Annotated in this window: 16 protein-coding genes; 9 read left to right on the forward strand and 7 right to left on the reverse strand. The window is 71.5% G+C overall.

Going from position 1 to position 13117, the window contains the following annotated elements:
- The first annotated feature begins 175 nt into the window (after positions 1 to 175).
- Together EXE44_RS06605 and EXE44_RS06610 are read left to right on the forward strand one after the other, a co-directional pair.
- Positions 176 to 1516, forward strand: coding sequence for a hypothetical protein (locus EXE44_RS06605; RefSeq protein WP_137716481.1), 1341 nt, complete (start codon positions 176 to 178; stop codon positions 1514 to 1516).
- A 78-nt stretch (positions 1517 to 1594) separates the two neighbouring features.
- Positions 1595 to 2041, forward strand: a complete 447-nt coding sequence (locus EXE44_RS06610) for a type IV pilin (RefSeq protein WP_137716564.1) — start codon at positions 1595 to 1597, stop codon at positions 2039 to 2041.
- Between the two features lie 49 nt (positions 2042 to 2090).
- On the opposite strand, the gene EXE44_RS06615 is transcribed toward EXE44_RS06610, so the two are convergent.
- On the reverse strand, positions 2091 to 2780 hold the full coding sequence (locus EXE44_RS06615) for a methyltransferase domain-containing protein (protein ID WP_137716482.1): 690 nt from the start codon (positions 2778 to 2780) through the stop codon (positions 2091 to 2093).
- 120 nt (positions 2781 to 2900) lie between these two features.
- Here EXE44_RS06615 and EXE44_RS06620 point away from each other — a divergent pair, with 120 nt between their 5' ends.
- A complete protein-coding gene (locus EXE44_RS06620; RefSeq protein ID WP_137716483.1) occupies positions 2901 to 3746 on the forward strand; it encodes a DUF6663 family protein in 846 nt (281 codons plus the stop codon).
- 24 nt (positions 3747 to 3770) lie between these two features.
- On the opposite strand, the gene EXE44_RS06625 is transcribed toward EXE44_RS06620, so the two are convergent.
- Positions 3771 to 4745: a C-terminal binding protein gene (locus EXE44_RS06625; RefSeq protein WP_137716484.1), complete on the reverse strand. Its 975-nt coding sequence runs from the start codon at positions 4743 to 4745 to the stop codon at positions 3771 to 3773.
- 169 nt (positions 4746 to 4914) lie between these two features.
- On the opposite strand from EXE44_RS06625, the gene EXE44_RS06630 reads away from it, so the two are divergent.
- Entirely contained in the window at positions 4915 to 5193 is a 279-nt protein-coding gene (locus EXE44_RS06630; protein WP_137716565.1) for a hypothetical protein, read from the forward strand.
- A 103-nt stretch (positions 5194 to 5296) separates the two neighbouring features.
- Here EXE44_RS06630 and EXE44_RS06635 read toward each other — a convergent pair whose 3' ends face one another.
- Entirely contained in the window at positions 5297 to 5578 is a 282-nt protein-coding gene (locus tag EXE44_RS06635) for a helix-turn-helix domain-containing protein (protein ID WP_008443026.1), read from the reverse strand.
- A 282-nt stretch (positions 5579 to 5860) separates the two neighbouring features.
- Between EXE44_RS06635 and EXE44_RS06640 the strand changes: the two genes are divergently transcribed.
- From EXE44_RS06640 to EXE44_RS06655, 4 genes are all read left to right on the forward strand, one after another.
- Positions 5861 to 6169, forward strand: coding sequence for a hypothetical protein (locus tag EXE44_RS06640; RefSeq protein ID WP_121561580.1), 309 nt, complete (start codon positions 5861 to 5863; stop codon positions 6167 to 6169).
- Between the two features lies 1 nt (position 6170).
- Positions 6171 to 7991 carry a ribosome biogenesis/translation initiation ATPase RLI gene (locus EXE44_RS06645; RefSeq protein ID WP_137716485.1) on the forward strand — a complete coding sequence of 607 codons (1821 nt, stop codon included), beginning with the start codon at positions 6171 to 6173 and terminating at the stop codon, positions 7989 to 7991.
- A gap of 117 nt (positions 7992 to 8108) precedes the next feature.
- Positions 8109 to 8852, forward strand: coding sequence for a creatininase family protein (locus tag EXE44_RS06650; protein WP_137716486.1), 744 nt, complete (start codon positions 8109 to 8111; stop codon positions 8850 to 8852).
- Between the two features lie 112 nt (positions 8853 to 8964).
- The gene (locus tag EXE44_RS06655) at positions 8965 to 9231 is read left to right on the forward strand and encodes an HAH_0734 family protein (RefSeq protein WP_053771822.1); all 267 of its coding nucleotides are present in this window, start codon (positions 8965 to 8967) and stop codon (positions 9229 to 9231) included.
- Between the two features lie 27 nt (positions 9232 to 9258).
- Here EXE44_RS06655 and EXE44_RS06660 read toward each other — a convergent pair whose 3' ends face one another.
- The 3 genes from EXE44_RS06660 to EXE44_RS06670 form a co-directional block, all read right to left on the reverse strand.
- Positions 9259 to 9888 (reverse strand): L-threonylcarbamoyladenylate synthase, encoded by a 630-nt coding sequence (locus EXE44_RS06660; protein ID WP_137716487.1) that lies wholly within the window; start codon positions 9886 to 9888, stop codon positions 9259 to 9261.
- Positions 9889 to 9966: 78 nt separating this feature from the next.
- Positions 9967 to 10476, reverse strand: coding sequence for a redoxin domain-containing protein (locus EXE44_RS06665; protein ID WP_137716488.1), 510 nt, complete (start codon positions 10474 to 10476; stop codon positions 9967 to 9969).
- A 1-nt stretch (position 10477) separates the two neighbouring features.
- Positions 10478 to 10774, reverse strand: coding sequence for a glutathione S-transferase N-terminal domain-containing protein (locus EXE44_RS06670; RefSeq protein ID WP_137716489.1), 297 nt, complete (start codon positions 10772 to 10774; stop codon positions 10478 to 10480).
- A 163-nt stretch (positions 10775 to 10937) separates the two neighbouring features.
- Here EXE44_RS06670 and EXE44_RS06675 point away from each other — a divergent pair, with 163 nt between their 5' ends.
- Positions 10938 to 12371, forward strand: a complete 1434-nt coding sequence (locus tag EXE44_RS06675) for a hemolysin family protein (protein WP_137716490.1) — start codon at positions 10938 to 10940, stop codon at positions 12369 to 12371.
- Between the two features lie 12 nt (positions 12372 to 12383).
- Here EXE44_RS06675 and EXE44_RS06680 read toward each other — a convergent pair whose 3' ends face one another.
- Positions 12384 to 13115: a DUF5781 family protein gene (locus EXE44_RS06680; RefSeq protein WP_137716491.1), complete on the reverse strand. Its 732-nt coding sequence runs from the start codon at positions 13113 to 13115 to the stop codon at positions 12384 to 12386.
- Between the last annotated feature and the right edge of the window lie 2 nt (positions 13116 to 13117).

Consider the following 13117-nt stretch of genomic DNA (forward strand, 5'->3'; position numbering starts at 1 on the left):
TCACGGGCCACTCGCGCGCCGGGCAAAACGCTTTCCATACGCTGTTTTTTGACAGGAAGCTCGGCCGAGTCGCCGCTCGCGCCCGCGTGCCGCTTGACGGCGACGCGGGTCCGTCGGCCCGGGCGGCCGGCCGCAGTGGGTGGACTTTTTGTGTCCCGGGCCGAACCGTCGGCCGATGAGAGCCCTCCCGATCGCCGCGGTCGCGGTCTTGTTGGTCGTGGCCCCGGTCGCCGGCGTCACCGCGCCGGGCGCCGTCCCCCCGTCCGTCGACCCGGCGGAGTCCGCCGATTCGGCCTCGCCGGCCGCTCCGGACCTCCCCGCCGCTCCGGCGTCGCCCGGTAGTTCGACGTCGCCCGCGGACCCGACAGTCGCCGCCGGCCAGCCGGCGACGCAGATCGAAACGACGAACCTGACGCTCCGCACGCTCTCGACGCCGCCCGGCGCGGAGACGCGGGTCGGCACGTACGCCCGCGGCCCCGACCTCGGCTCGGCGCTCGGGTTCGCGACCGCCGACGCCGACGCGGCCGTCGAGACCGCGGCCGTCGTCGACCGGATCGAGGGCGCCGAGGCCGGCGTCGAGCGCCAACAGCAGATCCTCGTCGAGATCAACCGCGTCGAGCGCGCGGAGGTGGCGCTGTCGAGCCGCCAGGCGGACGCCTTCAGCGCGCACGCCGCCGGCGAGATGAGCGACCGCGAGCTGGTCGACGAGCTCGTCCGGGTGGCGGCGACCGCCCGCGAGTACGACGAGCGGCTCGAGGCCATCGACGCGCTCGCCGAGTCGACGGACGGGTTCAGCTCGCCCGGCCGGCTCGACGAGCTCCAAGTGGCGCTCCAGGTGTACGAGGGGCCGGTCCGCGACCACGCGCTCGCGACCGCTCGCGGCCAGTCCTCCCCGAACGACATCTACGTCGCGTCGAGCGAGGACGCCGTCGTGCTCGCGACCGTCGTCGACGGCGAGTACGTCCGCGAGGTCTTCCGGACCGACCGCTGGGACCGCGGCGGCGGCGACATCTCGAACGACGCGGCGATTGAGATCACCGAGGCGGCCTACCCCGAGACGGCCGCGCTGCGCGAGCCCGACGCGTTCGGTGCGGGCGCGGTCCAGCGGATCACCATCCCGCACGAGTTCGGCGTCCTCCGCACGTTCGTCAGCGGCGGCACCGAGCAGGTGTTCGTCGAACACCAGCGCGTCGACCTGGCCGCGTTCCCCGACACCGAGCCGGTCGCGGCCGCCGGCGACGGGTTCAACGTCACCGTCGAGCGGACCTACCCCGGCGGGCCGGTGACGGTGACCGTCCTCGACGACGAGACCGGCGAGCCGGTCTCCGGCGTCACCGTCACCAAGTCCGTCGGCGGCGGCGACAGCCGGGCGATCGGCGCGACCGACGAGAACGGGGTCGTCCGGACGCTCTCGCCCGCCGAGCCGTACCGCATCACGGTCGTCGACGAGCCCCGCGTCGTCGTCATCGACGGCATCGAACCCCTCCCGACGCCGCGGCCGGTCGACGACGAGTGACCGGCCGCCCGGGGCGACGCTTTTAGGCGAAACCGCCCCACGCCCCCCGTGTCACCAGTTGCTCGCCGCGCCCGAGGGATGGCGCCCGTCGCGGGCGTGTTGCTCATCGCGATCACGGTCGTGTTGGCCGGCGGCGTCGCGGCCGCCGCGCTCGACGGGCCGAGCGCGACGGTGCCGCCGTCGGCGGTGCTGTCGCTGTCGGCGACCGACGACCGGATCGCGATCGACCACCGCGGCGGCGACCCGATCGACGTCGCGGCCGTGCGGGTCCGCGTCAGCGTCGACGGCGAACCGCTCGCCGAGCAGCCGCCGCTCCCGTTCTTCTCGGCCGCCGGGTTCCACCCCGGCCCGACCGGGCCGTTCAACTCCGCGGGCGACGACACGCTGCGCGTCGGGCAGACGGCCGCCTTCCGCGTCGCGGACACCAACGACCCGACGCTCGAACCGGGCCGACGGGTCACCGTCGAGATCACGGCCGACGGCCGGCCGGTCGCGACGCTGGAGACGGTCGTCGAGTCAGGGTGAGGGTGCGTCGGAGGGAGCGGCCGCGCGTTCCGGCTCCCGGTCGGCGCCGCTACTCGGCGTCGGGCGCCGAGGGGTCCGCGTCGGCGGCGGCCGCCGCCGACTCGTCGGGCGATTCGCCGTCGTCCGGGACGCGGGCGACGGTCGTGATGGCGCGGGGGCTCTGCGGCGTCGCCTGCTGGATGTGGTGTTCGAACTCCTCGTAGCCGGCCGCCTCGAACATCCGGTCGGCCTCGTCGGCGTCGTAGAACAGCATGATCGCGTCGGCCACCCGCTGGAGGATGGGGTTATGCGGGTAGTCGGGGCCGACGACGAGGACCTGCCCGCCGGGCTTGGCGACGCGCCGGAGCTCGCGCAGCCCCTCGACGGGGTTCGGCCAGTACTCGATGGAGCCGGACGACCAGACCACGTCGAACGCGTCGTCGCGGAACGGGAGCCGCTCGGCGTCGCCGCGGTAGAAGTTCACGCGCTCGCGCTTCCCGAACTTCTCGAACGCCTTCTCCATCTGGTGGATGCTCTGGTCGAGGCCGTGGACGTCGTCGGCGTGTTCGAGCAGTCCCTCCGTGCCGAAGCCGGTCCCGCAGCCCACGTCGAGCACCCTCGGGTCGTCGCCGAACTCCAGCCACGAGAGCGCCTCCGCGCGCATCTCCTCGTTCCAGTTGAAGCTGTTAATCCGGTCGTACACCTTCGAGAGGTACTTGTAGAAGAGCCGGGCGTTCGACTTGTCCTCGAGGATCCCCATTTACCGGTTCCTTGGGCCGGCGGCCCCATAACGACACGGATCCGCGAACGGGATCGACCGCGGACGAGCGGGCCGCGCCGCTTCCGACCGGCTTTTCCGCCCGCCGCCCCACCGCCCGGTATGGACCCGACGACGAGCGGCCGGTTCCGCGTCCACGACCGGCGCCGGCGGCCGGACATCGACGGCGAGTCGGACGGGGGCGCGGCCGGCGCGCCCGCGGCCGACGCCGAGGAGTTCGTCCTCGTCGAGCTCGCCGACGAGCCGGTCGACCCGACGGCCCCCGACGCCGAGGACCGCTACGACCCCCTCTACGCCACCGCGGAGGGGTACGAGGGCGACCTCGGCGAGGCCGTCGACGCGCTCCGGCCCGGCTTCGTCGTCGACGCGACGCTGGCGTGGACCGACGGCTCCGCGCGCTTCCGCGAGGTCGAGGTCGTCCGCGAGACGCGCTTCCGCTTCGCCGACGGCGTCGAGGGGATGTTCGAGGCGGCCGTCGAGACGTGGCGGCAGATCCGCGCCGAGGGCGAGCCCGTCGGTTCGATCACGACCCGGTCGAACGACGGCGACCCCAACGGCGCGCTGTACCTCTTCGCGGACGCGCCCGGCAGCGACACCTTCGACGAGGTCCGCACGGGCCGGCTCCCCATCGAGCCGCTCGTCGCGCGCGTGAACGAGTCGCGCGACGACGACGGTCCGCGGGAGGTGTTCGTGTTACGCCCCGCGGCCCACGAGTTCGTCGCCGTCTACGTCGTCTTCGACCGCGACGGCGTCCTCGCGCAGACGGTCCGGGACACCTACGACCTCGGGGCCGGGCTGGCGGCGGGGCTCGACGCGAGCTACCCGGGCGGCGAGGGCGACGCGCCCGCCTCCGACGTTCCGGACGACGCCTCCGGCGACGCGGACGACTCGGACGGCGACGGCCCGCTCGACGGGGACGACGACTTCGACGCGCTCGACCGCCTGTAGGCCGCCCTCGGGACTCCGGCCGGGCTACAGCCAGTCCGCCTCGGGGTCCACCCGGCCGTCCGGCGTCTCGCCGTTCAGCACGGCCGCCACGTCGGCCGCGCCGCTCCGGTTCAGGTCGTCTTTCGCCTCCTCGCTGTACCACGCCGCGTGCGGCGTGACCACCGTGTCGTCACGGCCGACGAGCGGGTCGTCCTCCGGCGGCTCCTCGGCGAGCACGTCGAGGCCGGCGGCCTTTATCGCGTCGCGCTCCAGCGCGTCGAGGAGGGCGTCGGCGTCGACGACGGGGCCGCGGCTCACGTTGACGACCACCGAGTCCTCGCCCAGCCGGCCCAGCGCGTCCGCGTCGACGATCCCCCGCGTCGCGTCGGTCAGGGGGGCGTAGACGCCGACGTGGTCGGCGCGGTCGAACAGCGCCTCGAACTCGACCTTCTCGACGCCGCGGTCGGCCATCTCCTCGGCGTCGACGAACGGGTCGTGCGCGATCAGGTCGGCGCCGAACCCGGAGAGCTGTTCGGCCGCCCGCTTCGCGATCGGGCCGAACGAGAGCAGGCCGATCGTCGACGCGCTCACGCGCCGGGTCGGGACGCCGGCCTCCCAGCTCCACCCGCCCTCCGCGACCGCGTCGTCGTACGGCTTGAGCGAGCGCAGGCAGGCGAGGAGCAGCGAGACGGCGTGGGTCGCCACCTCGTCGGTGCAGTAGTCCGGCACCCGGGTGACGGTCACCCCGCGCTCCGCGGCCGCCGCCACGTCGACGTTGTCGACGCCGACCGCGGAGCGGACGACCACGTCGAGGTCCGTGGCGTCGAGCGCCGCCTCGGTGACGGGCGTGTTGATGTCGGTGACGACCGCGTCGGCGCCCGCCGCGGCGTCGATCAGGCGGTCCGTCGATCCCAGCTCCGCGACCTCCACCTCGACCGGCTCGTCGACCGCGTCGGCGAGGACCTCGCGGTACGTCTCCGGGTCTATCATCGGGAACGCCGACAGCACGACTCTGGGCATGCCCGGCCGTTCACCGCCGACCCACTTGACGGCTGTCACTAACGCTGTCAGGCCCTCTTCCGTCCGATTCGATCGTGATGGATCGCCGCACCGGGCGCCGCGTTCCGATGGCTCTTTGCGGCGGCCGACCGTACGTCCCCCCGTGAGCGAGGACAGTTCGAAGCCCCCGATGCTGGTCCTGTTGGAGTCGCTGTCGTTCTATCGCAACGTCCGGATCGGGGCGGCCGCCGGCGCGCTGCTCGCGCTCTCGCTGTACCTCGTCCGGACCCTCGAACTGCTCGGGCCGGTGATCGACACGCGCGAGTACCCGCTGTTCGGGGCCGACGTGTGGTTCCTCCTGCTCGCGTTCGTGCTGGCGGCGACGTCGGCGCTCGCGGTGGCGGTCGTCCTCACCGTCGCGGCGGCTGTCCGGGGCGCACGCGAGGGCGGCGCGGAGCCGCCGGAGTAGTGGAGACGCCGCGCGGGACGGTCCCGAGCGCGCCGAACGCGTCGCTCGCCGTCGCCGAGAGAAGGTGAGAAGACTGACGGGGTGGGGAGTCGACCGCCGCGGGTCAGTCGGCGGTACAGGAGGCCTCGCCCTCGTCGGCGGTGAACTCCTGGGCCGGCTCCGTGAGCTTGTAGAGGTTCTGTCTGGCGTCCGCGAAGTAGACGTCCTCGTCGACGACGCCGATCCCTTCGAGCCGTTCGAGCGCGTACCGGACGGTGCGGGCCGACAGCATCGACTCTTGGACGATCCCCTTCTGGGTCAGCGGTCCGTTGTACTCGAGCACCTTGAAGACGAGTTTGGCGCTCGGTGGGAGGTCGTCGAGCCCCTCCGTTTGAGTTCCTTCCATCGTTACGATTCGAAACCGCACACGTTCATAAATGTTGATGGAGCAGCCCCGTCTCAGCGCCGTTTACCGGCGAAATCGGCCGCATCTCGCGTCACAAACCAGCAAAATAGGCCGCTAACACCCCGCTGGACTGACCAGTCAGTCAGCGATTCGGCTCGCGCGCGCCCCGGCCGCGGCGACGCGCGGCGGTGCCACAGCGGCGCGTCCCGAGGGCCGCCCGTCTCGCCCGCGGGCGACGGCGGGAACGAACGGCTTTTCACGGGCGCTCGCGGATCCGAAGGCATGAGCGACGATTCGGGCCTGTCCGACCACGCGCGCGGCGTGGTCGTCACGACCATCTGCTGTCTCGCCGGGATCGCGGCCGGCGTCGTCTCGGCCGTCTACGTCGGCACCGATCCGGCGTCCGCCGCGAGCACCACCGCGGTCTTCGTGCTCGGCGCGTTCGTCATCGCCCAGTACCCCATATTCAAGGCGGTCGGCGTCGGCGACCTCGGGGTCAAGGACAACCTCTACGTGGCGTTTCTCACGTTCACCCTCTGGTTCATCAGCTACACCGTCCTGCTGACCTCGGCCGTCGACCTGGGGGTCTGAGATGGCCGACGACAGCATCGCGGTCGTGGACCTCGATCGGTGTCAGCCCGACCGCTGTAACTACGAGTGTATGAAGGACTGCCCGCCAAACCGGACGGGCAAGGAGTGTATCACGGAGCGCGGCCCGGACGCCGAGGAGGGCGACCCCGACCAGATCCACATCTCCGAGGAGATCTGCCTGGGCGAGACCTGCGGCATCTGCGTCCAGTCGTGCCCGTTCGACGCCATCGAGATCATCAACCTGCCCTCCGAGCTCGACGACGACCCGGTCCACCGCTACGGGGACAACGCCTTCTCGCTGTACGGCCTCCCGACGCCGGAGCCGGGCAGCGTCACCGGCATCCTCGGGCCGAACGGGATCGGGAAGTCGACCGCGGTCCACGCGCTCGCCGGCGAGATGGTCCCGAACCTCGGCGACCACGCCGCCGACGGCGACTGGGAGCGCGTCCTCGACCGCTTCCGCGGCACCGGCCTCCAGAACTACCTCGAATCGCTGAAGGCGGGCGACGTGACCGTCGCGCGGAAGCCGCAGTACGTCGACCAGATCCCCAACCAGTTCGACGGGAACACCCGCGAGCTGTTAGAGCGCACCGACGAGCGCGGGGCGCTCGACGACCTCGTCGACCGGCTCAACATCCGCCCGGTGATGGACCAGGACATCGACTCCATCTCCGGCGGCGAGCTCCAGCGCGTCGCCATCGCGGCCTGCCTCGCCCGCGACGCCGACTTCTACTTCCTCGACGAGATCACGCCGTACCTCGACATCGGCCAGCGGATGATCGTCGCCCGGCTCATCCGCGAGCTCGCGGACGACGACGCCGCCGACCGCTCGATGCTCGTCGTCGAGCACGACCTCGCGATCCTCGACCTGCTCGCCGACACGCTCCACGTCGCGTACGGGGAGCCGGGCGCGTACGGGGTCATCACCGACCCGAAGTCGGTCCGGAAGGGGATCAACGAGTACCTGAAGGGGTACCTCGACAACGAGAACATGCGGATCCGCCCGTCCGCGATCACCTTCGAGGAGCACGCGCCGCGGGTCGCCTCCCGGAGCGAGACGCTGATCGAGTACCCGGACCTGCGGAAGTCGTACGGCGACGGCGAGTTCGAGCTCCGCGTCGAGGGCGGCGAGATCAACCGCTCCGAGGTACTCGGCGTCGTCGGCCCGAACGGGATCGGGAAGTCCACGCTCGCGCAGCTGTTCACCGGCGACTTGGAGCCGGACGAGGGCGAGCTCGACTTCGCGCTCGACATCTCCTACAAGCCGCAGTACATCGACATCGACCAGCACATGCGGGTCGACGCGTTCCTCTCCTCTATCACCGACGAGTTCGGCTCCTCCTACTGGAACACCGAGATCGCCCAGCCGCTCCAGTTGGAGCGCGTGATGGAGCAGAACCTCTCGGACCTCTCGGGCGGGGAGCGCCAGCGCGTCGCCATCGCGGCCTGCCTCTCCGACGACGCCGACCTCTACCTGCTCGACGAGCCCTCCGCCCACCTCGACGTCGAGCAGCGCGTGCGGGCGACGACCGCGATCCGCCGGTACGCCGAGAACCACGACGCGACCGTGATGGTGATCGACCACGACATCTACATGATCGACCTCCTCGCGGACCGCCTGATGGTGTTCGACGGCGAGCCGGCCGAGCGCGGGCGCGCCGCGCCGCCGCAGGACATGCGCGACGGCATGAACGAGTTCCTCGCCGACCTGGAGATCACCTTCCGGCGCGACGAGCGCACCGGCCGCCCCCGGATCAACAAGCCGGGGTCGCAGCTCGACAGCCAGCAGAAGCGCGACGGCGAGTACTACTACTCGGGCTGAGCCGACCTCTCGGTCGCTCGCGACCCGCACCCCGGCGCTCTCTGTCCGCTCCCCGCCGGTCGCCGCCGCCTCGCCGCTACCCCGACGCTTTCGTCGTTCGACCCCGGAGCCTCCGGCATGCCCGAGACGGACGCCGACCTGTTCGGCATGACGTGGGAGGACGCCGGCGCCGCGATCGACGACGCCGACTTCGCGGTGCTCCCGGCCGGCAGCATCGAGCAGCACGGCCCGCACCTCCCGGTGTCGACGGACACGCTCCGCGCGGACCACCTCACGGCCGAGCTGGTCGACGCCGCCGACGAGTTCGACCTCGACCTGCTGCGGCTCCCGACGCTGCCGTACGGGCAGTCGGAACACCACATGCGGTTCCCCGGGACGGTCACGCTCTCGACGGAGACGTACGTCGACGTGGTCCGTGAGATCGGCGAGTCGGTGGCCGAACACGGCGCCGACCGGCTGCTAATTCTGAACTGCCACGGCGGGAACCGCGAGCCCCTGTCGGTCGCCGCCGACCGGCTCGGCCGCGACACCGACCTGACGGTCCACTTCGTTCACTGGACGGACTTCGCGGAGGAGGACCTGACCGAGGCGTACGGCGAGGGCTGGGGCCACGCCGGCGACCACGAGACGAGCTTCGTCGAGCTGTACCGCCCGGACCTCGTGCGGACCGCGAAGAAGGAGCCGCAGGAGGCCGCGGAGCTGCCCCGGACCCGGAGCTACGAGTACTTCGACGAGGTGACGGAGCTGGGCGGGCTCGGCGACCCGACGAACAGCGATCCGGACGCGCTCGAACCCATCGTCGCCGCGACGACCCGAGAGATCCTCGGCGCGCTCGTCGAGGACCTCGACCGGGGGTGGTGAGGGCGCTCGACACGGGCCGGTGGGGACGGCGGTCCCCGTTCCGCGGGGTCGCCGCCGCCGTTCGATCCGCGGTATCGAAGCGATTAAGCCCGGAACACGCGAACCCCGGCACATGCACCACCTCATCATCCGCGGCGACCCCGACATCCGGAAGGACGCGGTGATCGAGCACGACGGCGAGGAGCTGGTCTGTTTCGGCATCAACGTTCAGGGCGGCTGGCACGGCCCGGACGAGCCGCAGCTCTGGTGTACCGTCGGCACGGAAGACGAGCGCGAGGCGTACGACAAACGCGAGTACGTCCCCCACTGGCTCGACGTCGAGACGGTCGACGCCGAGGACCTCGACGTGATCAAAGCGAAGGGCGACCTCTCCGTCTAGCGCCGCGAACGGCTCTTCTCGCCAGTCTCACCCCTCCACCGGCGGGTCCGCCAGCCACGCCTCGATGGCGCCGGCCATCGCCCCGCGCCGGTGGATCGTCCCCGCCTCGGGGTCGACGACAGTGCTCTCCGTGCCGGGCGTCTCGCCGCCGTCGATCACGGCGGCGACCCCCCCGCGGATCCGGTCGGAGAGGTCGCTCGGGTCGGTGACGCTGCCCGTCCCGGAGACGTTCGCGCTCGTCGCGGTGAGGGGACCGGTCTCGGCTAGCAGCGCCCGCGCGAGGTCGTGGTCCGGCACGCGGATCCCGACGCGGTCGCGCCCGGCGGTGAGCGCGTCGGGCACCCGGTCGCCGCGCTCGACGACGACCGTCACCGGCCCCGGGAGGAACGCCCGCGCGAAGGCGACGGCGAGCTCCGTCGGGCGGGTGTAGCGGAGCGCGTCGTCGACGCTCGCGACGCCGAGCGAGAGGGGGTTCGACCGGTCGCGGCCCTTCAGGTCGAAGACGCGCTCGACGGCCTCGGGGTCGAGCGCGTCGGCGCCCAGCCCGTACACCGTCTCGGTCGGGTAGACGACGAGGTCGCCGCGGTCGACGGCGGCGGCCGCCGCGCGCAGCGCCTCGGATCGGTCCGGTCCGTCGTCGCTCGTGTCGGCGGTCACGCGCGACCGTTCGGCGGCGAGTTGAAAAAGCGTGACGAGTGTGTGCGCTCCGCGCGTCGGGCCGCGACCCGGGTCCGATCAGTCGACGAGGTCGGCGACCGCGTCGCCGATCGCCTCGGCGTCGGGGAACTCGGGATGTTCGCTCGCGACCCACGCGTACTCCACCGTGCGGTCGGCGTCGAGCAGGAAGACGGCGGGACGGCTCTCCGTGATCCCGGTCATGCCGTCGATCTCGTGTGCGAGGCCGTACTCCTCGACGACGCCCGCGCCCGGGTCGGAGAAGATCCGGACGCCGTCGCCGCGCTCGGCGAGGAGGCGCTTGTGGGCGTACGGCGTCGAGATGGAGACGCCGAGCACGTCGAGGTCGTCGCTCCACCCGTGGTCGTCGACCGTGTTGTAGAGGTACGTCCCCTGGAAGGTGCCGTCCATGGGGTGGAACAGGAGGAGCGTCGGGCCGTCGACCACGTCGGCGAGCGCGCGGTCCTCCCAGTACTCGCCGTTCACGAGCGGGCGGGTGAAGTCGGGCGCCGTGTCGCCCTCGGCGACGTGGTCCGTCTCGGGCAGGGAGACGACGTCGAAATCCGGCATCTCAGGCACCTCCCTCGGCGTCGGCTGCGCGGCCCCCATCGGTCGCCGCGTCGCCGTACGTTCCCTTCAGGTACTCGACGATGTTCGCGCTCTCGGACATGGTGACGCCGGTCTCCCGGTCGACGATCGCCGGCACGCTCCGGGCGCCGGAGACGCGCTTGACGACGTTGCGCTCGGAGTGCATCGGCTCGACGTAGCGGGAGCGGTACTCTACGTCGAGCTCGTTCAGCGTCCGGACGACGCGCTCGCAGTACGGGCACGCCTGCAGCCGGTACAGGGTGATCTGTGGCTCGCTCATGTCCCGCGGTTCGCCCGCGAGACGGGTAACCGTGTCGGCGGCGGCACGCGCGTCGACGATGGCCCCGGTCGGCGGCGGCGGGCGTCGGCGGCATTCCGCCGCCCCGCCGCGGGGCTCAGCGAAGGGAACCCTTTAATCGTGGGCCGACGGATGACAAACGAATATGGGCTTGTGGTCGAGTACGCTGACGGCCGGTCTCCTCCAGATACAGATGCCCGGCGACACCGTCGTCGCCGCGCTCGGCGCGCTCACGATCCTGGTGTTGATCGCGCTGTCGGCGTTCTTCTCCTCGTCGGAGATCGCGATGTTCTCCCTGCCGCAGCACCGCATCGACAGCCTCGTCGAAGACGGGGTGCCGGGCTCGGAGACGGTGAAGGCGCTGAAGACCGACCCGCACCGGCTCCTCATCACGATCCTCGTCGGCAACAACATCGTCAACATCGCGATGTCCTCCATCTCCACCGGGCTGCTCGTCTACCTCGGCCTCGGGCAGGGGCAGGCAGTCACCATTGCCACCTTCGGGATCACGGCGCTCGTCCTGCTGTTCGGCGAGAGCGCGCCGAAGTCGTACGCGGTCGAGAACACCGAGTCGTGGGCGCTACGCATCGCCCGCCCGCTGAAGCTCTCCGAGTACGTCCTCCTCCCGCTCGTGGTCCTGTTCGACTACCTGACCCGGGTCGTCAACAAGATCACCGGCGGGCGCTCGGCGATCGAGTCGTCGTACGTCACCCGCGACGAGATCCAGGACATCATCGAGACGGGCGAGCGCGAGGGCGTCATCGACGAGGAGGAGCGCGAGATGCTCGACCGCATCTTCCGGTTCAACAACACCATCGCCAAGGAGGTGATGACCCCGCGGCTCGACGTCACGGCGGTCGCGAAGGAGGACACCGTCGAGGAGGCGATCGAGACGTGTATCCAGGCCGACCACGAGCGCGTCCCCGTCTACGAGGGGAACCTCGACAACATCGTCGGCGTCGTCACGGTGCGCGACCTGGTCCGCGAGCTCCGCTACTCCGAGGGGACGCCCTCCCTGGAGCGGGTCGTCAAGCCGACGCTCCACGTCCCCGAGTCGAAGAACGCCGACGAGCTGCTCGCTGAGATGCAGGAGAACCGCCTCCAGATGGTCACCGTCATCGACGAGTTCGGCACCACGGAGGGGATCATCACGCTGGAGGACGTGGCCGAGGAGATCGTCGGCGAGATCCTCGAAGGCGACGAGTCGGCGCCCGTGGAGTTCGTCGACGACGACGTCGCCGTCGTCCAGGGACAGGTCAACATCGACGAGGTGAACGAGATACTCGGGATCGAACTGCCCGAGGGCGAGGAGTTCGAGACGCTGGCCGGCTTCGTGTTCAACCGCGCGGGGCGGCTCGTCGAGGAGGGCGAGGAGATCGAGTTCGACGGCGTCCGGATCCGCATCGAGCGCGTCGACAACACCCGTATCATGTCCGCGCGCGTGACCGTCCTCGACGGCGGCGGCGGCGCCGCCGAGGCGGAGGAGTCGAGCGCGCCCGTCGAGGCCGCGGACGCGACCGACGAGGGCGCGGCGGAGGCCGACGGCGAGGGCGATCCGGTCCAGAACGACGCGGAGTGAGACTGCTCCCGTTCAGACGGCGTAGGCGCGGGCGGCGGCGACGAGCGCCTTCCGGTAGTCGCTCTCGGAGGGGTCGTGGCCGAGGTCGAGGAAGCGCTCCTTGAACGCGTCGACGTCGACGGCGTCGGTGTCGCTCCCGGCGGCGCGCGCGAGGTCGTAGATGCGGTGGTCGGGGCCCGCGATGCCGTGGCGCTCGACCAGCGCCAGCGCGAACGCCGCGTTGACGGCCGTTATCTCGGGGTCGGCGCCCGCCGTCACCGGCGGCGAGCCGGTGCGCGACACGTCGGGGCGGTCCGCGACCGCGGCCGCCAGCGTGGATTCGAGGAAGCCGAGCAGCTTGTCCGCGGGCGCCACCGAGAGCGTGATGTCGTCGGCGTAGATGTCTTTCATGTGGTTCGCGATCTGGTAGCAGTGCGCGAGTTTGCGGCGCTCCACCGTCTCGCCGGAGAGCCCGAGGTACAGCGCCTCCTCCGTCGACTGGAGGTGCGAGGGGTGGCCCTCCTCGTACCGGGCCATGTGCGCGAGCTCGTGGATCGCCAGCTCGCGCGCCATCGCGCTCGTGGCGGCCCGCCGGGAGACGTTCAGCACGTGGTGGTCGTCGTAGTGGCCGGCCCAGGTCCGCTCGTCCGGGTCCTCGCGGACCACGACGCGGACCGGCGCCTCCACGGAGCGCTCGGTCTCGAAGAGGTCCGCGGCGCCGAGAAACGGGTCGGGGGGTACGTCCCCCTGAACGCGAAGATCCATGC

Origin of the sequence: Halorubrum sp. SS7, from assembly GCF_005435055.1 — an archaeon.
GTDB classification, from domain to species: domain Archaea; phylum Halobacteriota; class Halobacteria; order Halobacteriales; family Haloferacaceae; genus Halorubrum; species Halorubrum salinarum.